The sequence below is a fragment of the Nitrospira defluvii genome (genome assembly GCF_905220995.1).
Taxonomy (GTDB): Bacteria; Nitrospirota; Nitrospiria; order Nitrospirales; family Nitrospiraceae; genus Nitrospira_A; species Nitrospira_A defluvii_C.
Genome location: NZ_CAJNBJ010000017.1, coordinates 349,232 through 371,934 on the forward strand (window position 1 = coordinate 349,232; position 22,703 = coordinate 371,934).

At 60.1% G+C, this 22,703-nt stretch carries 18 protein-coding genes and 1 pseudogene; 5 read left to right on the plus strand and 14 right to left on the minus strand.

Going from position 1 to position 22,703, the window contains the following annotated elements:
* Nucleotides 1-46 precede the first annotated feature (46 nt).
* Entirely contained in the window at nucleotides 47-3,466 is a 3,420-nt protein-coding gene (locus tag KJA79_RS16765) for a DUF3971 domain-containing protein (protein WP_213043209.1), read from the minus strand.
* A gap of 162 nt (nucleotides 3,467-3,628) precedes the next feature.
* On the opposite strand from KJA79_RS16765, the gene KJA79_RS16770 reads away from it, so the two are divergent.
* Entirely contained in the window at nucleotides 3,629-4,873 is a 1,245-nt protein-coding gene (locus KJA79_RS16770; protein WP_213043210.1) for an MFS transporter, read from the plus strand.
* A 34-nt stretch (nucleotides 4,874-4,907) separates the two neighbouring features.
* Here KJA79_RS16770 and KJA79_RS23195 read toward each other — a convergent pair.
* From KJA79_RS23195 to KJA79_RS16810, 8 genes and pseudogenes are all read right to left on the minus strand, one after another.
* Nucleotides 4,908-5,111 (minus strand): annotated as a pseudogene (locus tag KJA79_RS23195) (DUF433 domain-containing protein); the annotation flags it as partial.
* A gap of 6 nt (nucleotides 5,112-5,117) precedes the next feature.
* Nucleotides 5,118-5,837, minus strand: a complete 720-nt coding sequence (locus KJA79_RS16780) for a DUF3313 domain-containing protein (RefSeq protein WP_213043212.1) — start codon at nucleotides 5,835-5,837, stop codon at nucleotides 5,118-5,120.
* Between the two features lie 118 nt (nucleotides 5,838-5,955).
* Nucleotides 5,956-9,369 (minus strand): DEAD/DEAH box helicase family protein, encoded by a 3,414-nt coding sequence (locus KJA79_RS16785; protein WP_213043213.1) that lies wholly within the window; start codon nucleotides 9,367-9,369, stop codon nucleotides 5,956-5,958.
* Complete coding sequence (locus KJA79_RS16790) at nucleotides 9,366-10,556, minus strand: Fic family protein (protein WP_213043214.1); 1,191 nt, start codon at nucleotides 10,554-10,556, stop codon at nucleotides 9,366-9,368. Before KJA79_RS16790 ends, KJA79_RS16785 begins: the two co-directional genes overlap by 4 nt.
* A 69-nt stretch (nucleotides 10,557-10,625) precedes the next feature.
* The gene (locus KJA79_RS16795) at nucleotides 10,626-10,811 is read right to left on the minus strand and encodes a hypothetical protein (protein ID WP_281412698.1); all 186 of its coding nucleotides are present in this window, start codon (nucleotides 10,809-10,811) and stop codon (nucleotides 10,626-10,628) included.
* 2 nt (nucleotides 10,812-10,813) lie between these two features.
* A complete protein-coding gene (locus KJA79_RS16800) occupies nucleotides 10,814-11,944 on the minus strand; it encodes a restriction endonuclease subunit S (RefSeq protein WP_213043215.1) in 1,131 nt (376 codons plus the stop codon).
* The gene (locus KJA79_RS16805) at nucleotides 11,944-13,494 is read right to left on the minus strand and encodes a type I restriction-modification system subunit M (RefSeq protein WP_213043216.1); all 1,551 of its coding nucleotides are present in this window, start codon (nucleotides 13,492-13,494) and stop codon (nucleotides 11,944-11,946) included. The genes KJA79_RS16800 and KJA79_RS16805 overlap by 1 nt, the downstream gene beginning before the upstream one ends.
* A 299-nt stretch (nucleotides 13,495-13,793) precedes the next feature.
* Nucleotides 13,794-15,323 carry a ComEC/Rec2 family competence protein gene (locus KJA79_RS16810; protein ID WP_213043217.1) on the minus strand — a complete coding sequence of 510 codons (1,530 nt, stop codon included), beginning with the start codon at nucleotides 15,321-15,323 and terminating at the stop codon, nucleotides 13,794-13,796.
* Nucleotides 15,324-15,565: 242 nt separating this feature from the next.
* On the opposite strand from KJA79_RS16810, the gene KJA79_RS16815 reads away from it, so the two are divergent.
* The 4 genes from KJA79_RS16815 (at nucleotide 15,566) to KJA79_RS16830 (ending at nucleotide 17,333) form a co-directional block, all read left to right on the plus strand.
* Nucleotides 15,566-16,087, plus strand: coding sequence for a peptidylprolyl isomerase (locus tag KJA79_RS16815; RefSeq protein WP_246507743.1), 522 nt, complete (start codon nucleotides 15,566-15,568; stop codon nucleotides 16,085-16,087).
* Nucleotides 16,088-16,106: 19 nt separating this feature from the next.
* On the plus strand, nucleotides 16,107-16,520 hold the full coding sequence (locus KJA79_RS16820; protein WP_213043218.1) for a hypothetical protein: 414 nt from the start codon (nucleotides 16,107-16,109) through the stop codon (nucleotides 16,518-16,520).
* 235 nt (nucleotides 16,521-16,755) lie between these two features.
* On the plus strand, nucleotides 16,756-16,965 hold the full coding sequence (locus KJA79_RS16825) for an AbrB/MazE/SpoVT family DNA-binding domain-containing protein (RefSeq protein ID WP_213043219.1): 210 nt from the start codon (nucleotides 16,756-16,758) through the stop codon (nucleotides 16,963-16,965).
* Complete coding sequence (locus tag KJA79_RS16830) at nucleotides 16,962-17,333, plus strand: type II toxin-antitoxin system VapC family toxin (protein ID WP_213043220.1); 372 nt, start codon at nucleotides 16,962-16,964, stop codon at nucleotides 17,331-17,333. Before KJA79_RS16825 ends, KJA79_RS16830 begins: the two co-directional genes overlap by 4 nt.
* A 383-nt stretch (nucleotides 17,334-17,716) precedes the next feature.
* Here the strand turns inward: KJA79_RS16830 and amrB are convergent, their stop codons facing one another.
* The 5 genes from amrB to KJA79_RS16855 all read right to left on the minus strand — a co-directional run bounded on the left by amrB (nucleotide 17,717) and on the right by KJA79_RS16855 (nucleotide 22,700).
* Nucleotides 17,717-18,967, minus strand: coding sequence for an AmmeMemoRadiSam system protein B (gene amrB / locus KJA79_RS16835; RefSeq protein ID WP_213043221.1), 1,251 nt, complete (start codon nucleotides 18,965-18,967; stop codon nucleotides 17,717-17,719).
* Nucleotides 18,968-19,211: 244 nt separating this feature from the next.
* Nucleotides 19,212-19,967 (minus strand): hypothetical protein, encoded by a 756-nt coding sequence (locus tag KJA79_RS16840; protein ID WP_213043222.1) that lies wholly within the window; start codon nucleotides 19,965-19,967, stop codon nucleotides 19,212-19,214.
* 5 nt (nucleotides 19,968-19,972) lie between these two features.
* Complete coding sequence (locus KJA79_RS16845; protein WP_213043223.1) at nucleotides 19,973-20,818, minus strand: hypothetical protein; 846 nt, start codon at nucleotides 20,816-20,818, stop codon at nucleotides 19,973-19,975.
* Nucleotides 20,815-21,465 (minus strand): hypothetical protein, encoded by a 651-nt coding sequence (locus KJA79_RS16850; RefSeq protein ID WP_213043224.1) that lies wholly within the window; start codon nucleotides 21,463-21,465, stop codon nucleotides 20,815-20,817. Before KJA79_RS16850 ends, KJA79_RS16845 begins: the two co-directional genes overlap by 4 nt.
* Nucleotides 21,462-22,700, minus strand: coding sequence for a fibronectin type III domain-containing protein (locus KJA79_RS16855; RefSeq protein WP_246507745.1), 1,239 nt, complete (start codon nucleotides 22,698-22,700; stop codon nucleotides 21,462-21,464). The genes KJA79_RS16850 and KJA79_RS16855 overlap by 4 nt, the downstream gene beginning before the upstream one ends.
* Nucleotides 22,701-22,703: the final 3 nt, after the last annotated feature.

Below are 22,703 nucleotides of genomic sequence, written 5' to 3' on the forward strand. Positions count from 1 at the left end.
CGAGGCGATCAGATGATTCGGATGCTATCATGCGGTCCGGAGGTGGTCAAGGCGTGGCCGGCACACGCGCCGGTTGTTGCGGCACATCGACCGGCGGCGGTGTGGAGGGCGGCGTTTGAATCTCCAACGCCGGGTCGAAGAGCGGTTCCTTTTCTTCTTGCGGCGAAAGAATGTCGATCGGCAGCATGACCGTGTTCTTCAACAGGTCGAACGCGAGTTGCGCGACGCCGGTGAGTCCCGTGGTGAAGGACTTCATCGGCAGATAGGTCACCTCCGGATCGTCGATCGATCCCTTGACCTGGAACAGCGCCGTCGCCAACCCCTTCCGGTCCCCGGCCATCAGGCGTCCGAAGAGCGGAATGGATTTCAAAAACTGCGAATAGGAGCCGAACGGACTTACGGCCCAGATCATGTCGAGTTGGTCGGTGGGCATGTCATAACTGCCGACCGCGGAGATCTTCAGTACCGGGCTGTCCAGGATGATGTTCTGCGTTTTGACGAGGCCGTTCTGCACCGTCAGGGTGGCACTGGCCCGGTTGTACTGGAGCCCTTCTTTTTCCAGATCGACCTTGCCCTGCAACACGGCCGGTAAGTTCAGGATGGAGAGGATCTTCCAGATGGCGCGTTTTTCGGTTTTCAGGATGCGCCCGTCCTGCAATACCAGTTCAACCTTTCCATTCAGTGTGGGCAGGAGGCCGTGTGGATTCCGTCCGTGCCCGCGTAGCGCGCCGGTGAGTTTCATATCCCCGGTCACCGGCTGATCGTTGGCGCCGAGGAGCGGGAGCAAGGCTTCGACGGGAATGCCGGTCATGCGCACCGAGGCTTCCGTTTCCGCTGGCTCGCCCTTCGGCAGGCGCACCACCATTCGCCCCGCCGCATGGCCCGTGCCCGATTGCGTGACAATTCGGTCGAGATCCAACATGCCGTCTTGAATGGTCAGCCGCCCCGAAAGCCCGCCGAAGCGAAGATGTTTGTAGAGGCCCTTTTCAATCGTGGCGGTGGCGCTCACCTGGCTGGTCGAGGCCAGCGTCTCCAAAAATTCCCGAATCGGCGACCGGTGGCCCTTCGGTATGAGCAGGTCGAGATCCATCTGGGCCGATTCGATTTTCACCGCGATGACCGGCTTCGTCGTCCAGTTTTTTAATGCGCCGGACAAACTTACGTCGCTGTCTTTGATGCGGAACGACAACTGCTTGATGTCGGCGATGTTTTTCGAAAACTTCAAGCGAAGGTAGAGATCTTCGACCGATCCGTCCACGCCCTTCAGCGTCATCAAGCCGTTGGTCAGCGCCAGCCATCCGCCCGCTCGCCAGTTCCTCCACTCGGCATCCGACCCCTTCACGTCCATGGACACTTCGAGATTGCCCGCTTCGAAGCCGCTCCGGTAGACCCATTCCGGCAGGCTGGACACCGACACGGTGCCCGTGGCCAGCGAGGCGTCGATGGAAAACTGGTCGCCGAGGATGATGCGCCCCTTCAACGGCAGCCGTAACGGCGGTACCACGAGTTCGAGGCGAGAGATGACCAGGCCGATGCCTTTGACGGCGTCGGCGTCGAGTTCCAAGGAGGCCGGTGAGCCATAGGGCTTCTCGCCCAGCGTCGGCAGCACGAGTTTCGCGTCGTTCAATCCGATCTCTCCACGCAGATGCGGTGCGCCTGACGGGCCGGACAACTGCATCTTGGCGCTGACCGTGCCGTAGAGCAGGTCGTCGGGAAAGGCGCCGGCCGAAAGCATCTGACGCAGTTGCGTGGCGTTGCCCTTGGCGCGAATGACGAAATCCTGGAAGACGCTGGGCGTGCCCCCGCCGATCATGCCGTTGAATTGGAGTTGCGCCTCCCCCACATTGGCCGTGACCTGATCGAACTGCACGCCGCCGGTTTGTGAAAAGATGATCCGCCCTTGCATGGCCGTCAGTCGTTGCGGCAGCGAAGGATTGAGAAGGCTGACTTGCTCGGTCAGCACCTCCCCGCCTGCGAACGTGATGCCGTCCGGTTTGTCCAGCGGGCCGACGAGGCGGAACGTCGGATGGGTCTGCCCTTCGATCTCACGCGACTGCGCGAGCAGCGAGGTGAGCTTGTCCGCGCGAATGGTCTTGGTGAGAAATTTCACCAGATCAGCCGCAGTCATGTCGCCGCCGATGTCCAATTCCATCCAGGGCCCATCGTCCAAGAACGAGACCACGGCCTTCCCGTCGGTGATCTTCAGGTTGCCGTATGCGCCGCTCAGTTTCCCGACACGGATGCGTCCCGGTTCCACCGACACCGTGGCCGAGAGATCCTGGGTCGGCACCAGATCGTTTCCAATGAGCGCCGTGCCCTTCTCGATTTGGAAATCACCGGTCAGTGAGAGTTGCGGGCTGGGTGCGGTCGCGCCGGTTAAGGTGGCGGAGAGGATCTCCACCGTGCCACCCAATTGGCGTCGTTCGACCAACGCCGGCAGTTGGGGGTGGATCCACTGTGCCGGAATCCGCGCAAAGAGTTGGCGAAGGTCGATCGAGGGCGCGGTGAAGGTGATGGAGAACGTGGGTTGTGTGGTCAGCAGCCCGGCCATGTTGGCCTTGCCGGTAACGGCCAGTTCATCGACATTGGCGGCGACGTCGGTGAGCACCACGTCGTACCCGGCCACGCCGGGGGCCACACGAATACGGCTCTGCAGGCTCGCGCCGCCTTGCAGTTGCGGGGGGACCGGCCGGGGACCAAAGAAATCGGCTGCCTCACGCAGGCGCAGGTTGGTCGTGTCGATCTCCCCCTCGAATTGAAACGCAGGATGCACCGAGTAGGGTTCCTCGGCCGCCAGCGACGAGGACGACTCGCTAAGGCTGATCGTGCCGGTCAGAGAAAAGGACGAAGGGGCGTCGGCGGCCGGCAGCGCGGCGGAGATATGCAAATCGCCCTGGGCCTTGCTTGGGTAGACCTTGAGCGCCATTTCGACCGATTCCAGCTTCGTGGTGCGGACGCCGTCCGGTCGCGCCTCGTCGGTGACAGTGATGTGTCCCTTCTGAATGGTGGCTTCCCGGATTTGCAGCAAGCGGCTGAACATCTGGTAGGCTGATTCGTCCTTGGCCGCCGAGGGCAATCCCGCCAACACGTTCCAGTGGCCCGATCGATTGCGGATCAACGTCACCGTCGGCTCATCGAGGAAGATGCGTTTGGCCACCACTTGCTTCTTCAGCAGCGGGAGCAGGCGCAGTACGATGTCGATTTCCTTGGCGGTGAAGACGACGTGGCTTGGGTCGTCGTGGCCGTAGACGCCGACGTTGCTGAGTTCCAGGCGGAGGCTGGGGAGCACCACCAACTTGACACGGTCGACTTCGATCTTACGGCGGAGGCTGGTTTCGAGCTGCTGGAGAAAGAAATTTTTGAGGATGTCGACGCCGAACAGCTCGCGCGAATACAGGAGGAGGAGCACACCCACCACCACCAGGCCGAGCAGCGACAACACTACCGTGCGGGGACGAACCCTCACTCCACCTCCAGGTACGTAGCTCAAAAGCGCAGTGTACTGGATGCGCCGACGTGAAATCCATACGGTGCGTGCCTCCACGCCTCACCTTTCACAGTTCACGTCCTGCGTGGACGGGTCTATAATGCGCCGGCCGCCGAACGGCGGACACTGGGGGAATCACGAGTGGGCGATGACACATCGACGACACGACCGCGTTGGGGCATTCTTGCCCTGCTGTTTGCGATCAGCGCGGTGACCTACATGGACCGGGTGAACATTTCCGTCACGGCCCGGCAAATGATGCCTGCCTACGGCATGACCGATCAGGACATGGGTTATGTGTTCTCGGCCTTCGTCTTCGGCTATGCGCTCTGCCAGATTCCCGGCGGCCGCCTGGGTGATCGTTGGGGGGCGCGGGTGGTATTGGCCTGCGCCTTGGTCTGGTGGTCTCTGTGCACGGTGTTGACCGCCGTGGTCGCCACGCTGCCGCTGGCCGGCCTGGTCGGCACCGTGGGCGCGCTCGTGATCGTGCGCTTCCTGCTCGGTGTGGGCGAATCGGTCGCCTTGCCGAATTTCAATCGCGCCGTGGCCGACTGGATGCCGCCGGGACAGCGTGGGCTCGGCATCGGCATTGCCATCGGTGGTATCGGCGTCGGCGCGGCCATCACCCCTCCCCTTGCCTCCTGGGTCATGGTGAACTATCGCTGGCAGTCGGTGTTTTATCTCTCGGCTCTGATCGGCCTGGTGGTCGCGATCCTGTGGGTGTTTTGTTCGCAAGATCGGCGGAGCGGCAGAACGACAAAGGCACAGACGAGGTCACTCCCGATACCCTGGCGGCGGATCCTCTGTTCCCGGTCGCTCTGGTGGCTCGTTGCCAGTTATGCCTGCCTGGGTTACGTGGCCTACATCTATATGAGCTGGTTTTATCTCTACCTCGTGAACGTGCGCGGGATCGATCTCTTGCGCGGCGGCTGGCTGGCGGCGGGACCCTTTCTCGCCATTCTGCTCTTCTGCCCGCTCGGGGGCTGGGTGACAGACAAGCTCGTGCCGACGCTCGGCCTGCGCAGGGCCCGGCTGTCGATCGGGCTGCTTGGTATGGCATTGGCCGGCGGGTTGATTGCCGTCGGGGCCTGGGTGGAGTCGCAGACCATGGCGATCGTCTGCCTCTCACTCGGCGCCGGATGGCTCTACTTTACCGTGGGAGCCTACTGGAGCGTGACGACGGATCTCTCCAAAACCCACGCGGGGACTCTGTCGGGCGTGATGAATACGGGGGCCAACGTGGGCGGCGTGATTTCCCCGAGCCTCACGCCCTGGCTGGCCGATCACTGGGGCTGGACGGCGTCGCTGCTGGTTGCCGCCGGCATCGCGCTCTGCGGCGGGCTCATGTGGACGAAGGTCGATCCGACGGAGGGACTGAGGGAGTGAAAGAATTGGGGTGAGGCCTTGTTATACACGGAGCAGATTCGAGGGGCAGCGGCTCGATGCGTTCATGACCAACCAGTCGATGGGCGTAGGCAAGGGAGGCGTGAATGTCTGCAGGCTCCAGCCATGGATAGCCACGAAGAATCGTGTCAGGGGTGTCACCGGCGGCGAACATCCCACGTACATGCTCGACCGCCAATCGGCGACCGCGGACGATAGGCTTGCGGAGGAGACGTGACATCACTCATCAAGACCCTGGCGAGACGCAATTGGTTTGTTTGCGCAATTGGCACAGGCGCAACCGGGTCAGCTGAGCCCAGTATGCCAGTGCCGCATGCACATCGTTCCAGGAATCGAACACCTCTGCGTCGAGAAACCGTCCGCCTACCCGCCGATCGACCGCGGCCGCCAACACTTCACCGGACACTGCGTCCATGAGTTTTCCCTCGATAGCGGCGGCGCCTTTGAAGAGTGGCTTGCCGGTCGCCAGGGTCTTGATGGTGGACGCCACGAAGGCCACGTTGAACGGCGCAGGCACGCTCGAAACGATATCCAGGACGGGAAGGGATTGCTCCGCTTCGGTCAGTGCCGCCTGGAGGCGAAAGGTGCGCGATTCCGGCTCCGTCACCATCTGATAGTCCTTGGCCAGTTCCTGGTACAGGAGTGCGTAGAACGCATCGGCGATGACCTGTGCGTGTTTTTGATCGAGACCCAGGACCTTCGAATCTGTGCCCCGCCAAATCATCACCGGATCAAGGAGGAGTTTATCGTAGGTCGCCTTCTCCGACCACTCGACCTGCTGGTTCCGATAGACCAAGAGCGCTTCGTCGCCCGTGCCTTTGCGCATCTGCGGATAGAGATCGTGGAGGAACCCAGAAGGCTCGACCGACCGGGCATGTTTCGTCGGGGCGCAGGCGGCCAAGGTCAGGAAGGCGGTTATCGAGAGTAGTATCCATCGACAAGTCATACGGCCTCCTTCCGAAGCAGCCGGCTATGCTCAGGAATCGCCGGCACCAGTTCTTACGTCCGGCACCATTTCTGTACTTGCGACCGATGAACTCGCTGGGAACCGGCAATAGTACCCCTCAGGCCGCCAAGGCGGTGGCCCGCACGGATTCCAAAATACGAATCAGATTGTCCATCTCTCCTGGCTGAAACAACCCGTCTGGCCCATGTGGACTGAGATCGGTAAAGGGCGATTCATAGAGTCGGGCCGGTTCCATGACGCCATGCTCTGTCAGGTGGTCCACGACGAGGTTGATGAACTCAAGTTGGTTGGCGGTGAACGTCTTAACCGTAATGAATCCCGCGAGTGCCTCTTTGGCCGCGCTACGATCCATGCCGACGAGCGATCGCACGAAGAGGCCTAGACCTTGAGCGTGTCCCGCGGCCCGACGGATATCGTCCAGCGGAGCAGCGCCGCCCTCTGCAAGCACACGCTCCAATTCGGAAAGGTCTGTGGCGGTGAGCGGCTGGTTCATGCGCAACTTGGCAATCACCACATGGTCGAGGTGTTCGCGCAGGAACGCTCGAACTTTGGCCAAAAACTTAGTCTGGTCAGTACCTACCGAAAAACCGGGAAGAACAACTTCCGTCTCGCTCCCCATGAGATCTTCAAGGTCGGTGTAGACGGGCTGCCGGCGCCGCTTTTCGATAAACTGGACCAACTCGCGCAGCCGGCGACGCATCGCCTCTAGGATCGGCACCGTCACGTCCTGCCACCATTCATCACTCTGCATATCCTGGATCAAGGCCAGCTGCTCGCGGACCATCGGAATGGCGGCCTTTTCCTCCAGCAGTCCCACAATCTCCCGGACGCGGTCCCGCAGGCGGGTAAATTCAGGCTCGACACGCAACAAGGCCAGCTGCAGCCTGAGAACGAAGAGATCGAAACGCTTCGCCTCCTCATTCTCGGAATTGAGTTCGGTAGGCAGGCCTGCCACCTGGTGGGAAAGCTCAGCCAGCGCGGGAGGTTCCAGGATCGCCCAGGCCCCGGGGTTGGCATACTGTTCAACGAGACGGCGGTGAGGCCGGACGACGAAGTTATTGATGTTCATCGCGGCCACCTCCCCTTGCAGCACCGTAGCGAGGGATTGACGCACCGCCGCTGTCGTTGTCGGATACCCATAGAACGCCGGCGCCTCCGGCATACCCGGGATAGGCACCTCTTTCGCCTGACCGTCAATCGTGGCAATCAGTTCCAACCGTGTCTGAAAGAGGCGTTTGCCTAGGGAGGCCGCCGCCGTACCCTCAGTCCCTGGGATGTCTTGGCTGAAGAATTCCAGATTCTGGCAGTAATCGAAAATGTAGAAGGACTCCTTGTGACGGCCTGGTCCGAAGAGATCATTACAGAGGCGCGTACCACGCCCGACCATCTGCCAAAACTTCGTCTTGGATCGGACCAGCTTGAAGAAAATGAGGTTCACGACCTCCGGAATGTCGATGCCGGTATCCAGCATATCGACCGAAATCGCGATATGCGGTGCCTTGTCCTTATTCGAAAAGTCATCGATCAGGCTCTGCGCATATTCCGTCTTGAACGTAATGACCCGAGCGAAGGCACCTTTGAAATGCGGATAGTTGGCGTTGAACCGCTCGGCGATAAAGTCGGCGTGGGGCTGATTTTTGGCAAAGATGATCGTCTTGCCGAGCCGATCGCCGCCGGCGACCGTGAGCCCCCGGGTCATGACATGTTCCAGCACCTTGTCGACCGTGTCCGTATTAAAGAGCCACGTGTTCACCGCTTCCGCCTCGACACGGTTCGGAACCGTGCCGTCGTCGCTCCATTCCAGGGCGTCCCACTGGTCTTTTTCGTCTTCCGAGAGCTCGTCGTACGTGATCCCCTGGCGCGGAAACCTGAGCGGCACCGAGACCGCTCGCGGCGGGACAAGAAATCCGTCGCGCACCGCCTCCTCCAATGAATACGAGTCGGTCGGCACGCCGTTTTCAAGGTCGAAGAGGCTGTAGGTGTTCCGGTCCACTTCGTCCTTGGGCGTCGCGGTGAGGCCGACCAGCAGGGAATCGAAATAATCGAAGATGGCGCGGTACTTCTGGAACACCGAGCGGTGTGCCTCATCGATGATGACCAGGTCGAAATGTCCCACGCCGAACCGCCGCTGGCCGTCAGTCGCCTCGTCGATCAGCCCCATCATGGTGGGATACGTCGAAACGTAGACACGCCCCTCCGCGTTCTTCTCGGTCACCAGGTTCACAGGGGAGGCATCCGGTAGGTACCGTTTGAAGGCGTTCACCGCCTGATTGACCAGCGCCACACGGTCGGCAAGGAACAGTACACGCTTGACCCAGTTGCACCGCATCAACAGGTCCGCAAGCGCAATCACCGTGCGTGTCTTCCCGGCTCCCGTCGCCATCACGAGCAGCGCCTTCCGCTCATGGTCGCGCTCGAACGCCTCAGCAATCCGGCGGATGGCGCGCGTCTGGTAGTGGCGCTCGACGATTGTCGGGTTAATGGACGTCTGGGCCGGCGAGCGTCTGGTCTTGCGCCGCTGGATGATCAGGTCCAATTCCGCTTTCTTGTAGAAGCCCTGCACCCGGCGCGGTGGATAGTGAATATCGTCCCAGAGCCAATGTTCATAGCCGTTGGAATAGAAGATGACCGGCCGCCGCCCGAACTGTTGTTCCAGACAGTCGGCATAGAGTTTGGCCTGTTGCTGCCCCACCCGCGCATCGCGGCGTGTGCGCTTGGCTTCGACCAACCCGATGGGTTTACCGTCGTCGCCCCACAGCACGTAGTCCACGAAACCCTTGCCCTGCTGGTTGGGCATGCCGCTGACCTCGAACTCACGGTCATGGGGGTGATCCAGCGGCCAACCGGCTTCCCTCAGCAACAAATCGATGAAGTAGTCGCGGGTCTCGGACTCGGAGTAGTCGTGTGGATCGGGCTGAGCCGCTGCCGCCTTCTTGGCCTCGGCCACCTCGGCGCGCAGGCGTGTCAGTTCCTCGTTGAGCGCGGTCTTGTCGGCCAGGAGCGCCGAAAGGTTTTCGTCTTGTTCACGCAAACGCGCTTCCAAGGCCTGCAACTGCTCTGCGCTTTGCGCCGTTGCCCGCTCCGGCCGTGGCAGTGAGGCCGGAGCGAAGGCGAGGCCCGGCGCCGGTCGAGCCAGGCGCCCGTACATGCGTGCGAACCAGTAGGCCACATGAAACAGCTCGCGCACCGCAGCGAGCCCATCCGCCTCGGGCACGGGGCGGTGGCTATGGACCGCCCGGTTGCCGAGGGTGTTGATCACCCGCGCTTTGCTGAACACGGCCTCACCGGCTACCTGCTTGAAACTCGGATCGTGAATCAGGGCGGAGAGGTTGTCCTGATAGGGAAGCTTCAGTGCCGCGTCATGTTTGTAGGCCCACGCGACGGTCAGCTCCAGTGCACGCCTCGCATAGAAGCACGCCGTGCGGGGATCGGTATACACTGCCCCTTCCGCCTTCGACGCGGCTTCGAACACAGCGGTCCATTCGCGTTGGAGAAAGAGGAACTGGCTCACAGCCCCGACTCGCCTCCCTGCGCCTTGTCTGACTCCAGTTCCGCGTTGAGCAGGTGCACATAGCGACGATAACTGAACACCCGATCGCGTTGGCGGCGCGTCATCTCTTGTACAATGCCAAGATTCTGCAAGTGCGCGAGCGATTTGTTCACCGTCGCGGGTGTCAGCCCTGCCGCCTGGACGAGTGTCGCCGATGTCGCCAGCGGTTGCTTCTGCATCGCCTGATGCACAGCGAGCGCGGAGGGCGCCGCACGGCCGAGCCCCGCGATGCGGTTGCGATCGTTGTCCACCAGGGTCAAGAGGGCGTGTGCGGTCATCATGGCCTGTGTGGCGGTGACGGCAATACCTTCCGCAAAGAAGTCCAACCAGCGTTCCCAGTCTCCGTGCAGGCGCACGCCGTTGAGTAGTTCGTAATACAGTGCGCGGTGGGTTTTGAAAAACAGGCTAGGATACAAGAGCGGCTCGCGGAGGATGCCGTCTGCGACGAGCTGCAGCACGATCAGCAGCCGTCCGAGGCGACCGTTGCCGTCAAGGAATGGATGGATCGTCTCGAACTGCACGTGTGCCAGCGCCGCCTTGATCAGCGGCGGTGTCGGCGAAGGCTTGTCGTTGAGAAACTGCTCGAGCGCGGTAAGGGATGCCGATACGGCGTCCGCCGGGGGCGGGACGAACACCGCGTTCCCTGGCCGCGTGCCGCCGACCCAGACCTGGGAGCGGCGCACCTCGCCGGGCGTCTTGCCGCGACCGTGCGGATGATCGAGCAGTGTCGCGTGCACTCCGCACAGCAAGCGGGTGGAGATCGGCAACCCGCCGCGCAGCAGTGTGAGTCCGCGATCCAGCGCCGCGACGTAACGGCTCACCTCCCGCGCATCGTCGATCGGTACGCCTGGTTCTTCGTGGATTTCGAACAGTAGGAGATCGGCTAGCGACGACTGCGTGCCTTCGATCTGGCTCGACAGCACCGCTTCCTTACGGACGAAGCTGTAGAGCAGCAAGTCTGCATTGGGCAAGAGCGCGGTGACCGCATCGAGGCGGCCGAGTGCCACCAGCGCATCGTCGAAGCGCCGGCGCAGCGCGGGGCTCCATTCCACCGGCGGCTGAGGAGGCAGCGGCGCCGGCACAAAGGCCTGGAATGACTCCTCCGGAGAGCGCACCTTCACATAGCGGCCAGGCAATGGACGATGCATGGTGGTCGAGACCCTAAAATAGCAATCGTCGTTATTTTAGGACGGTCCTTTTACCTAAAACAATGTAAATCATGCGCTGCGTGCCCTCGATATGGGGGTGGTGTGGTGTGCTTCCAGCAACAGCGCCTGCCGGCTCATGCGTCCGATCCAATCTTCTGACAGCGTGGCCGCCTCCAGAAACCCTCGGGCACGTTCGATGGCCGCGCGCGCGCCGGTGATCGGATTCGTGATCGTGAAGCGCGGGGCGAAGGGCATACTTACAGTTCTCCCCGGAAAGCGCGGTGTTGGAGGGAGGCGAAGATTTTATTTATCTGAACAGCAGAGGCACGGTGCGAATTCTTCAAAGAGCCAAGATTAGATATTCGTCGAGCGAACTCCATCTGCAATTCAATAGGTGGAACGATGATTCTAAACGCCTTGATCTCCCCAAGCCCTAAGTCTGGGACGGCGATAGCTCGAATACCTCTTCGTGCCTGTCTGAGGATAAAGGGCGAATCTAATAATTGGCAGAGGTATGTCCCGTCAACAATTCTGAGATTGGGTTTTATGGTGCAGCATGAGTACGATGCGAGGAAATCAAAGTCGACCTCCACCCTTCTGGCTTTTCCCAAGTTCACCCCAATCCGTGAATAGATGATGTCGCCCTTTTCAGGCTTACTCTTGCGGGACAGGCGTCGAAAATCTTCGGGGGCAATTCGTTTTACGTCTTCAAACGATATATGACCATTCGCTGAAAGGTCTTTTGCAGAGATGAATGGTACGCCTTGTTCAACTGTTGCTGGCATATTGTGATCAATATCAGTGATGCTATGGCAAAGCTCCTGGAGCATCTTCGTTGGCCAATTCCTATCGTTCGTGGCAGGGTCGCCGAACATGTCGAGGAAGATGGATTGGGTGAGGTTGTCGAGCTTCGCCAGGGCGGCGCGGCGCTTGGCCCGCAGTTCATCCGCCTTGTCCAGGATCGCCGCAATCCGCCGCTGTTGATTTAACGGCGGAAGGGGAACCTTGATACTGGTCAAACTTTCTCGTGTTATTTGAGGCTGTGCCGTTCCCGTAATTGCCTTACCAAGGCCATGATTGCGTAGTGCATAAACCAAAAATTTCAGATCAACTCGAGCTTCGTCGAGATCGTCGAGAGCCATCGAATTGCCAGTGACATACGATTTTGGCTCGCACACATTAATCGCTCCACAGGTTGCTCCACGACATGTAATCAAAACCGTCGGCTTCTCATGATTAAACTCATTGTAGAAACCTATTTTCCCGTTCGCGCCGTAGACCGGATAGCCGTTCTCCGTAAAAGCATTTTGAGGAATAGTGGGCCACTGCTTCGGATTGCAGAAACTGTAGAGCAAAGCCTCGGTCCACGTTTTGGGGTCACTATCCACTAAAGCATCCCCTCCAACTCCTTCATCCCTCGCTGAATCTCTTCTTCCAACTCTGCCAGCTCGACGAGAATTGCTTTCGGCGGGCGGTGCTCGACCGCCTCGTGCACCACTTCCTTGTAGCGGTTGAGCGAGAGGTCGTAACCCTGGGCAGCAATGTCGGCCTTGGGTACGCAGAAACTCTGTGCGGTGCGTGGCCGTTCTCGCTCGGTGCCGGCGCGTTGGTTCCAACGTGTCAGCAGGTCAGGCAGGTTGTTCTTCCCCTGCTCGGCCTCGGTGAGCGGCGCGCTGGGTGTGGGCCCGAGCTTGTCCTCAGGCAGGAGCGGCTGGCGCTTGTCGTCAAGACTCCAACCGTCTGCCGCAACGTCGTAGAACCACACGAAGTCCGTGCCGCCGGAGTTGGTCTTGGTGAAAACGAGGATCGCGGTCGAGACGCCCGCGTAGGGTTTAAACACCCCGCCGGGCAGCTTGATTACGGCGTCGAGCTTCTGGTCTTCCACCAGGACGCGACGCAATTCCTTGTGGGCCTTGCTGGAGCCGAAGAGGACGCCGTCGGGCACGATGACCGCCGCCCGCCCGCCCGGCTTGAGCAGCCGCAGAAAGAGTGCGAGAAATAACAACTCGGTCTTCTTGGTCTTGACGATCTGGAGGAGGTCCTTGGCGGTGTTCTCATAGTCGAGGCTGCCGGCGAAGGGCGGATTTGCCAGCACCAGCGTGTATGTCTCCTCCTCGCCCGCATGGTCTTGCGCGAGGGAGTCGCGGTAGCGGATGTCCGGGCTCTCCACGCCGTGCAACAGCATATTCATGCTGCCGATACGCAGCATCGTATTGTCGAAGTCGAAGCCGTGGAACATGCGATGGTGGAAGTGCTCTCGCTGATCCGCGTTGTGCAGGAGTTTCGGAAACCGTTCGCGCAGGTACTCCCCTGCCGCCACCAGAAAGCCGGCCGTTCCGCAGGCCGGATCGCAGATCACGTCGGTGGGTTGCGGCGCGGTCAATTCCACCATCAACCGGATGATGTGGCGCGGCGTGCGGAACTGGCCGTTCTGCCCGGCGCTGGCGATCTTCGCCAGCATGTATTCGTAGACATCGCCTTTCGTATCGCGCGCCTCCATCGGCACATGGTCGAGCAGGTCCACCACCTTCGCCAGCAGCGCGGGCGTGGGGATGGTGAAGCGCGCATCTTTCATATGCTGCGCGTAGGTGGAGTCGTCGTTGCCGAGCTGCCGCGCGAGATCGGTACGCAGATAAGGAAAAAGGTGCTCGCCGACCAGGGTGAACATGTCTGCCGGGGCAAAATGCTTGAAGCGAGACCAGCGGTAATCTTCGTAGGAACGGCCCTTGGGATCCTCGCCTTCGGGGAAAATTCGCCGCTCTATCGGCTGCTTGAACCGATTGGCTTTGTTCTCTTCCAGCGTATGCAGGTCGTCGAGTCGACGGATGAAGAGGAGATAGGTAATCTGTTCGATCACCTCCAGCGGATTCGCAATCCCACCGGACCAGAAGGCATCCCAGATGCGGTCGATTTGGCTACGGATTTCACCGGTGAGCATGCACGATTCCTTTAGCCCGCATTATTCATGAGCACTTCTGCTGCAAGTGCCAATTCTAAACGTGCCCGGCAGAATACCTGCTTGTCTCACCGGACACAACGTCCAGATTCGCTTTTGGATTGTTCACATGGAGAGGCGAACGACGCAATACGGCAACGCCTCGCTGAGGCCTATTCCTACCATCCTTCCGTGACATCCGGGGTCACAGGGGAACAACGTCGTCTCACGTCACCCGTGAAGCGCATTTTGTGGGGGAAGAACAGCGAGTGGTCCAGAGGGCCTTGCGCGACTTCTGCCGCTCAGGCGCGTTTGACTTCTGCCGGTTGCGGGACGCCGGAGGAATCCAGCTGGTAGGCGTACGCTTCCTTCATCTTCACGTTGCCGCTGTCGGTGTAGACGAACAGGCGTTGGCCGTCGGTGCGGGTTTTGACGAGGCCGTAGGCCGTACGGCTGAAGCCGTAGAAGGGGCCGCGCTTTTTGGCCTTCTTCTCGTCCTGGAGGCGGGAGAGGCCTTCTTCTTCAAAGAATGCCACTAGTTCGGTGGCGAAGATGAGCGGTTCCGGCACGCGCGACCATTTGCCCAGGGCGCCCATGAGCGTCGCGCGCGGGTGGATGTATTCTTTGCGCGCGTTTTCATCGCCGCTCGACACCACGCTGACGATGGGTGACACGGCCTGAATGAACGCGCCGGAAAAATCGGCCGAGCCGTGATGCGGGACCTTCAACACTTCCGATCGCAGATTGAGGGTACCCTTGTTGTGTTCGCGCGCGAGAAAGCGGCTGGCCTCGTCGTTCAGGTCGCCGGAAAAGAGGAAGCTGAAGCCGCCGTAGCTCAGGCGGAGCACGATCGAATGCCCATTGATGGTGTGGGAAGCGGAATGGCCGGGAAAGCCTTCGTCGCTGTCGTTGAGCGAGTCATGGCCGATGCGCGGTCCCGTGGGTGGTTCACCGAGAAAGCGCAGCGCCGGGGTGCCCCCGACGTCTGTGGTGATCGGCCCTAATATGTCGATCCGCAGGTCGTCCCGATTGAAGAACTCAAAGGCCTGATTGTCGCCGAGTTGCAGGCGCCGGAAGCTGAGCGGGCTGCGGCCGTTATACGTGGCGAGGGTCTGTTTCCATTTCTTGAACGGCTCGTTCATGTCCCTGTCGTCCACCTCGAGCAGATTCTCTTCCAGGCCCGTGAGGTAGAGCCGGCCATCCACCGACTTCGTCGGGCCGAGGAGTTTGCTGTCCGGCACGGTTTTATTGTTTATTTTGCTCGGGCGCTTCACGATGCCGTTGTGGTAGACGCGCTGCGGTTGCATGAAGAACTGCTTGCGTTTGACCTTGTTGGTTTCGGATTTGAGGATCTCGCTGAGGCCGGAGAAGTGGTCGGCGTCGCCGTGGGTGACGACGAGGCAGTCAATGTCTTTCGGCTGTTGGAGACTGGTGCCGCGAAACCGCCCGGCCAGGTAGCGCGCGAACATCTGGTTGTCGCCGCCATCGATGAGGATGATTTTGCCGTCGGGCGATTCGATGACCATGCCGTCGCCCTGCTGGACATCGACAAAATTGACCTTCAGGACCTGATTCTCTGCGACGGGCCTGGTCAGGTCGGCGACCTTGATGCGAGGGGTTTTGATCGGTTCGATGTAGCCGGTGATGGACTCGGGGAGGATGCTGCCGTCGGGCTTTTCGCGGAAGACCGTGATGCTGACTTCGAGGTAGGTGGCGGCCTGCTTCACCACGGTAATTTCGTCGCCCCACCCGATCGTGCGGAGGTACTCTTTGCGACCCCGTTCTTTCCACACATCGGCCAGATCGACGTTGAGCACGGCTTGGTCAGACATCTGCGTTCTCCCTGGTCAGACTGTTGAGGATGACGGCGGCGTTCTCGGTCGCCCCTCTCCCTGCCTCGCCCCGCAAGGGGGTGCCTCAGTCGACGGGCTCCCTGCGGCCTCGGTCTCACGCTGCCGTCCTGTTTGGCGCCTTGCGGCCTTATGATGTCGGCGTCAGAATACGCCGTTCATCGGGAGAAATCACGCGGTCCACCCTCTTGCCGACGGAATCTCCAGCCTGCTACATTTGCCCCATGACCATGCAATTTCAGAAAAAAGATCCGCGTGCCACGATCAGCACCCCCTTCGGTGAAATCCGGATTCGTTTTTACCCGGACGATGCGCCCCGCCACGTCGAGAACTTCATCAACCTGGCGAAGATGGGGTTTTACGACGACACCACCTTTCATCGCGTGGTGCCGGGCTTCATCATTCAGGGCGGCGACCCGTTGAGCAAGACGCCGGATCGCCTGTTGCACGGCACCGGCGGCCCCGGCTACTTTCTCAATCCCGAAACCAACGACCGGCCCCATAAGCGCGGCGCCATCTCGATGGCGAAGATGCCCCGCGACGGCAACAGCACGCGCGACTTCAACGACAACGGCTCCCAGTTTTTCATTTCCCTGCAGGACAACAGCGGCCTCGACCGGCGCTATTCGATTTTCGGCGAGATCATCCGGGGCATCGAAGTCATCGACATGATCGCCAAAATGCCGCGCGACGAACGGGACAATCCACTGGAGCCGATTCGCATGAAGGTGACGGTGAAGGAGTAGGAACCAGAGACGCTCGACTGTGCCTACCATCGTTGTTGAACGACCGAATCCCCTCTCCCGTGTGATCTGTCCCTGCTGCTTCCTCCTGCTTGCTTTGACCATCGCGGCTTGCGACGGCCAGCGCCAGCGCCTGATGACAGAGCATTACTCTTCCTACCCAGAGAGCGTCCGCCGGTCTATTGATAAGGGAAATATTCTTCGCGGCATGACGGAGGATCAGGTCTACCTGGCGTTGGGTTCACCGGTGTGCAAGAAAAGCGTCGACGATGAAGGCCGATCCGTGACCGTCTGGCTGTACCCACCCATCGGCCGCGATGCCTGCGTCACCAGCGCCTTTCGCGTCTACTTTGAGCAGGGTGCCGTGACCACCTGGGACTATTTCAAGATCCCCACCCGATATACCGATCCGGCCGGCGGCGTACCCGCCTATTAGCAGACTGTCGAGAAAACTCGCCTAGCATCGTTCTCGGTCGCTCGTCCGCCCCTGCGTTCCGAAAAATTACGCCTCAGTCGCCGTGCTTCCCGCGGCCTTGCTGGACGGCCTTTCTGAACAGCCTGTCACGCGAAGCGGGGCTCGCCAGCTTACGTGCCGACATAGCCTTCGTCCTTGACGTGTGGGGTGTATGACGGTACGATGATCGATCGATAATCGGTAAGGAGGTGCTGCAGTGTCTGTGACGACTATCTCGCCGAAGTTCCAAATCGTGATCCCAAAAGATGTGAGAGAAAAGCTTCACCTGAGTCCTTCTCAGCGCTTGCAGGTCCTCGAAAAGGGTGGCGTGATTACCTTGGTGCCGGAAGTGCCGCTCAAGTCGCTGAAGGGAGCACTCAAGGGGATGTCTAGGACAGGCCTCCGAGAAAAGAAGGATCGTGTGTGAAGATCCTGTTGGATTCCAGTGGATGGATCGAATTCTTTACGGGGGGACCACTCGCTGATCGTTATGCTGCCTACTTTTCTTCCCGCTACGAGATCATTACGCCGACCATTGTGTTGTACGAGGTCTATAAAAAGATCAAGCGCGAGCGTGGCGAGGAGACTGCGATCCTATTTTGCGGACGACTTCATGCGACCAAGGTGGTTCAACTCACCGAATCTATCGCCTATTTAGCCGCGGATATCAGCCTTCGGCACGGTTTAGCGATGGCTGATGCGATCGTCTATGCGACGGCCCTGGACCAGAATGCGGATGTCGTGACGGGTGAGGCGAATCTGAAGGATCTGCCTGGAGTGCTCTATGTGAAGTAGTGGTTCTCTGCGCAAACAGGTCATCCTGCAAGGCCGCAGCGAACGAAGAGCCGAGGCGTACTGATTAGTACGTTGAGGTTCTGAGGGAAGCGAGAACGAAGCTGAGAACGAGGGGTCGCTTTCTCAGGCAGGTTGCTCAAAAAGCCCGTCCAACAAGGCCGCAGGCGAGAGAAAACCGGAGGCGTACCCTTAGGGGTGCGTTGAGGATGGTTTCGAGGGGAGATTGAATCTGGAGATCTGTTTAAGGAAGCTTACCGCAGAACGGTCAAAACGACCGTTCACCTAGGCCGCAGCTAACGAAGGAGCGAGGCGTAGCCATGCGCTACGTTGAGCGATCTGAGAGACGCGAGAACGACGGTGGCGGTCTTTTTCACCGTTCTGCTCTAGAAGAAGGCCAGGCTGGCATACGTCACCGTCGAATTATACTGATCCGTAATCCCGCGATCGTACCGCAGCACCTGCCCCGTTTCAGCCTGGATCAACCGCAGCATCGAGTAGATCGGCGAGAAGCCGGAGATGCGACGCTGGTCGTTTTCCTTCTGAATGAACTTCGCGAATTCTTCCGGGTCGCGGTTCTCGACATGTTTCAACATCTCGAGATCGGTCTGCATGCAACGATGAAAGGAGAAGTCCGTCGGCGGTGCCGAGTCGCCGTAACGCATGCCGATGTGGGCCAGTTCCGCGCCGACCACCACGCAGTACGACTTGCCGGTGGCGGCGAGCGCTTCTTTTAAGGCCTGAAGAAACGTCTCGACCTGCTCCCGGATCTGCGGATCGCGCAAGCTGTCCGCCGAAAACGCCGTGAGGATCGGAACAATCGTAAACGCCTGGTCTTGGCCGAGAGTCTCTTGCAGGAACGGCAGCTGAAATTCCAATGCATGTTCATTGTGATGTGCCAATTCGTCGGTGAAAGCGGAGGGGATGTGCGCGCGTAGCCGGTCGGTGACCGTGCGGTCGACTTTCACGAGCCCCAATGGTGTCTGAAAATCTTTGTCGGTCACCGCGACCGGGTGTTCCAGTCCTGAGTGGGCGGTGCCGATCAGCACGTAGAGATCAGGCTTCTGGGCGTCCTGCAGTTCTTTATAGGCCCAGGCATAGATCGGTCCGGCTTGTTTCATCTCGTAGGTGGGCGCGACGAGCGCCTTGATGAGTTTGCCCTTGTGTTCGGAGGCTTTCACCTCCGGCCCTTCCTTCGAGACGAAGAAGCTATTGATCTGGGCGCGCAACTTGGCGGGATCGGCTTCATAGCTGCGACCGGCAAATTGCGGTGAGCGGGAGGGGGCCTGACGATAGGCGGCCAGTGCCTGCTGCTTGGCCTGCTCGGTGCGTTCACCTTCCAGAAAGAGTTTGGTATCCAGATCGGCCAGCAACTGCTCGACCTTGTTCGGCATGAGAAATTCGCCGAAGCGCTTCAGATAAATCGCGCCGATGTCCTGGACGCTATGCTCCCCGTCAAGGTGCTGCACGATGAAGAAATAATTCAACGGCAGGACCAGACGTTCCTTGCTCAATCCGGTGGGGTCCCAGAGCACGATGAACTGCTCCTCCCCTTCCTTGATCGGCGAAAATTGTAGGTTGCGCAGCAGCGGATACTGCTTGGGATCTTTGGCGGTCATGGTCGGTGTGGATTCCATAATGACGCGCATTGTAACGGAGCAAACTTCTCAGGCGCAACAGCCTGAGCAGGATGCGGAAAAACGCCTCCAGCGGCGTTCTCGGATCGTTCAGAGGCTCAATGTACGACCCGCAGTACGCCTCGCCTCTTCACTCCCTGCGGCCTTGCTGGACGACTTGTTGAACATCCTGCGGCGCAGCAGGTGCTTCGCAATGTACAGCCTGGTCGCTTTTCACGAACAATCTCGTGGTGCCGGCGATGGCTTACTGATTCGGCGGATGGGTGCTGTTGCGGCGGCTGAGGACGATGAGGGTGGCGACGGTCAGGAGGAGAAGCCACAGCGTGGGGCGTCCATAGGAGGTGTCGGAAAATTCGATGAGGTCGGTCAATCGGCCGATCAGCAGCGACATACGGGCCATGACCGTATAGCCGAAGGCTGCGCCGAAGGAGATCATCAAGAACAGAATGCCGGCACGCGCGACGGTCTTGCCAGGACCCGAATGTTCCACCGAGAAGAAGAAGTAAAACAGCACGGACACCACACCGATCAAGATGATGATGCCGTTCAGGTGGCTGGACGGGTTGAGCAGCGAATAGTCGAACGTGATGCCGCCGCCCGGTGCGGCGCTCAAGAGCGGACGCACGGTGTCTTCGATCTGCTTCAGGATGAACGACGAGATGGTCCGGGGAATTGCCAACCCCGCCCCGACGCCGACGATGAAGGCGAAGGCATAGCGCGACAGCCAGGCCGCCTTGGGCACGTAGCGTGTGAGCATGAGCATGCCGATACCCACGGGAATCAACAGCGACCATTCCCCCTTGTCGAGGATCGGTCGGACGATCAAGGTCATCACCACCGTGTCGTAGGTCTTGACGATGGTGTAGCCGAGCGAAACGCCGACATAGAGATGTTCGGCGAGCTTGAACAGCGGATTGTCCTCGTAGAGGAACGAGAGGATGAACAGGGTCAGTCCTGTGGCGATCCAAGCGCCGAGTATGACGGAGAATGACAATTCCATAGGGCCTAGGATCCCATCCCGTCCTGCCGGCGCTGTTGCCGCCGCAGTGAGAAGTAAAAGATGTTGCAGGTGGCGACGAGGACGATGATGGCCAAATGCGTGGCCGACTGGGCATCCATGCCCGCGACCGCTTTCCCCTTCTGGCCGATCAACGTTTCGTATTCCGCCGCGCCGCGCAGGCCGCCGATCAAGCCATTGATCTGCCCGCTGCGCAACAGCGGATACAGACCCGGGGCAATCACTCCGGTGCAGCCGCCCCCGAGTTCGAACTTATATTTGTCCTTGCCGAACACGTACCAGGCTTCGACGCCGGGATTGCCCGCGCCCAGACTGACCGCATAGGTGACGTCGCGCAGGTTCTGGACGCCCGCCAATACCGGGAGGCCCTTGGTGGGTTTGCCGCCATAGTCGGCGGGAAAGGCGTTGTAGAGGTCCTGCCCCATGTTCAGAATGACGGCGCTGCCGCCTGGACTCCAGCCAAGAAAGACGTAGTCCTTGCCGTTCTCCTTGCCCGCTTCTTTGGCCGTTTGCGACAGGATTTGGTCGGCGAGACCGGTGCCGGAGACCCAGAGCGTCATGGCCACCACTCGCAGATTCTTCTTGAATGCATGACGCAAAATGGCGATGGCCTGCGGATAGAGTTCGGGCTTGGACGCGGGATCGAAGTCCAACGACAGAAGAAAGACCGAGCCTTCCGGCAAACCCTCGATGTAGTCGTAGACGCCGCGCACTTCTGAGGAAATTTTGATGGGCAGCCCGACCGGGAACAGGAGCGGCAGCAGCGTGCAGAGGCCGATCACCAGGAAAATGATCCGCCGGTCGATGCGCAACATGCGTTCGGCGAGACTCATTCCTTGCCTCCGCCCAGGTATGAGCGTTCCACGCCGAAGATAATTTTGAACGAGAGGGCGACGGCGCCCAGGCTGACACCGATCAGGATCGCCCGCCGCACGGAGGCGTTGAGCACATTCAGAATCCAGCTCGACAGATCGCCGCTGAGCGGCAGGATATATTCGCCGAGCGGCACACGCCCCATCATCACGATCACGGCAGCCACCAACAGCACGGCGGCCTCGCGGCTCCGCGCGCGGAACGACCGGTAGGCGGCAGAGGCAATGAAGAAAGCCAGGATGGCGAACATGGTGCCCTGCAGCGGCACGAGGGTATATGAATACACCCAACCGAATGACGTCAGCGCGCCGTCGATACTCTCCTTGCCGTTATTCCAGAGTCCCACGATGATGGTGCCGAGCATACCGACATAGAGCACCAGGCTATAGGCCCATCCCGCTTCCTTCCGGCGAATCTTGGCCGCATGCAGGTGAAAGAGGCTGGTGATGCCGAGCACAAGCGCGAAGCCGCCGATGATCTGCAGCCACTTCGTGACGGTGGTGAGCAGTTGTTCCGAGGCCGGATGCGGCACGTAGTATTGCGCGGCCATGACCAGTCCCGTGATCATGGTGATGAGCAGCGGCAATTGTCGGCGAAGGAAAATCATTTGAGATCCTTAAACAGGTCCAGCAGCGGCTGCGCCCAGTCACTGCCAGTGATCACGGCGAGCGTCGCCAACAGGGTGCCGACGCCGATCACGCCGAGGATAAAGGCCTTGCCCAAGTCCTGCCCGCGTAGCGTGCCGATCTGGATCGGTTCTTTCGAGAGGTAGGCGCTGGCGGCGTAGAGTTCCTCACCGATCAGGGTATAGTCACAGGTGGTCACGAAGAACGGCAATTGGTGATCCGAGTCGGTGCCGGCGATTTGAATGGCGCCGGTACTGGCGCCGGTTTCCGTCAGCAGCAGCGATTCGGCAAAGTAGGACCCCATAAAAAAGTTCGCCGCCGGTTTCCGCCGGAGCATGATGCCGTCGACCGCCGCCGTGTAACTGAACTGATCGCTGGTGATGAAAAAGTTCGCGTCTTCCTTGAAGAGATCCGGCTTCCCTGCCTCCATGTAGGCCTGCTTGGTGATTTCCTGGCAGACCGCCATCGTGATCGGTTCGCGATGCGGTACCAGCAGTTCCGTTTCGTAAGACGCAGCCTTCTTGGCGACGCGTCCGAGGATGACGGCGGCGGCGATCGTCGACGGATCGTTCATATCATGTGCGCCGGTCATGTACAGCACCGGTTTGCCCAATTCCGTGGCTCGCCCGATGGCTTCATCGACGGCATCCAGGCCGGGAATACGGCGGAGGAAGATATCTTTCCGCTTGGCCAGGTTGATGGCATAAAACACGATCACGCCGAACATCAAGGCCAACACAAGGTTGTTCACCTGGTTCCAGTTCATCCAGTTCGGTTCCGCCGAGGCGACGACCGGCGGCGCAATGAATCGTTCCTGCCCATTGACGGCTGCGACGGTGACGGCATAGGGCTGGCCGGATTTGACCTCCATGCCTTTGCCGTTCTTGATCAAAAAAAGATGCTCATTGGGATTGCCCGCTCTCGTCCACCAAGCCGACTTCCCCTCGCGGACATAGCGCGTATTGGCAGGAAATTCTGCCACGACCTTCCAGGCCGTGGGGTCCTGGGGCAGGCCGCCCTCGTGGACCAGAATTTGGTATTTCGTACCGGCACTGTCGCTCGCAGAAGGTGCCCAGAGTACCGTCAGGCTTCCGCCTCCATCGCTGGGGGTATCGATCACACGCAGTTGTTGCGGCATGGTCTGCGCGGGAGCGAACGGCGGCATCAGCGCCGGCAGGCAGATGATGAAGATCACGATGAGGACGCGAGGCAGCACGCG